Annotated in this window: 1 protein-coding gene; it reads left to right on the top strand. The window is 40.5% G+C overall.

All coding sequences use genetic code 11. The annotated features are described in order from the left end of the window. Positions 1-328 precede the first annotated feature (328 nt). On the top strand, positions 329-529 hold a 201-nt coding region (locus EXE48_RS18180; RefSeq protein WP_137712170.1), incomplete at its 3' end, for a hypothetical protein.

The raw sequence follows: 529 nt of genomic DNA, 5'->3' as shown, positions 1-529 counted from the left end.
TCCAAGAGGATAAAAGGAAAAAGAAGAAAGAAGAAAGAGAGGAGAGGGAAAGGGAGGAAGAAAAGAGAGAAAAAGAAGAGGAAAAGGGGGGGGGAAGAGAAGAAGAAGAAGAGGGAAGAGGAGTATAAAAAAGAGTGAGAAAATAAAAAGTAGAAGAGATAGGAGGAAAGTAAATAGAAGAGGTAGAGATAGAGTAGTAGAAAAAGAGAAAAGATTTTTTGAAAGTAAAGAGAGAAAGTTTAAATGAAGGGTAGAAAAAAGGGGAGGAGGGAAAAGGAAAGGTGTGGATTAGTAGGGAGATAAGGAAGGTTTTGAAGATAATATAGATATGAGTATTAATAATGATTATAAGGGTAAAGGTAGATTGATAAGGAGAAATAGAAGAGAGAGGTTTGAGAGAAATAGTGAGAAGAGAGGTAAGATAGAAAAAGAAAAGAAAGAGAGGAAGGAGGGGGAGGGAAGGGGGAGGATCGAGCGCGACTACGACCTCACGGTCGAGTGCCGCGACCTAGGAGAGGGGGGGGAGGAG

It is taken from the genome of Halorubrum sp. ASP1 (genome assembly GCF_005435135.1).
GTDB classification, from domain to species: domain Archaea; phylum Halobacteriota; class Halobacteria; order Halobacteriales; family Haloferacaceae; genus Halorubrum; species Halorubrum tropicale.
This window is presented reverse-complemented; position numbering and strand designations above follow the sequence as displayed.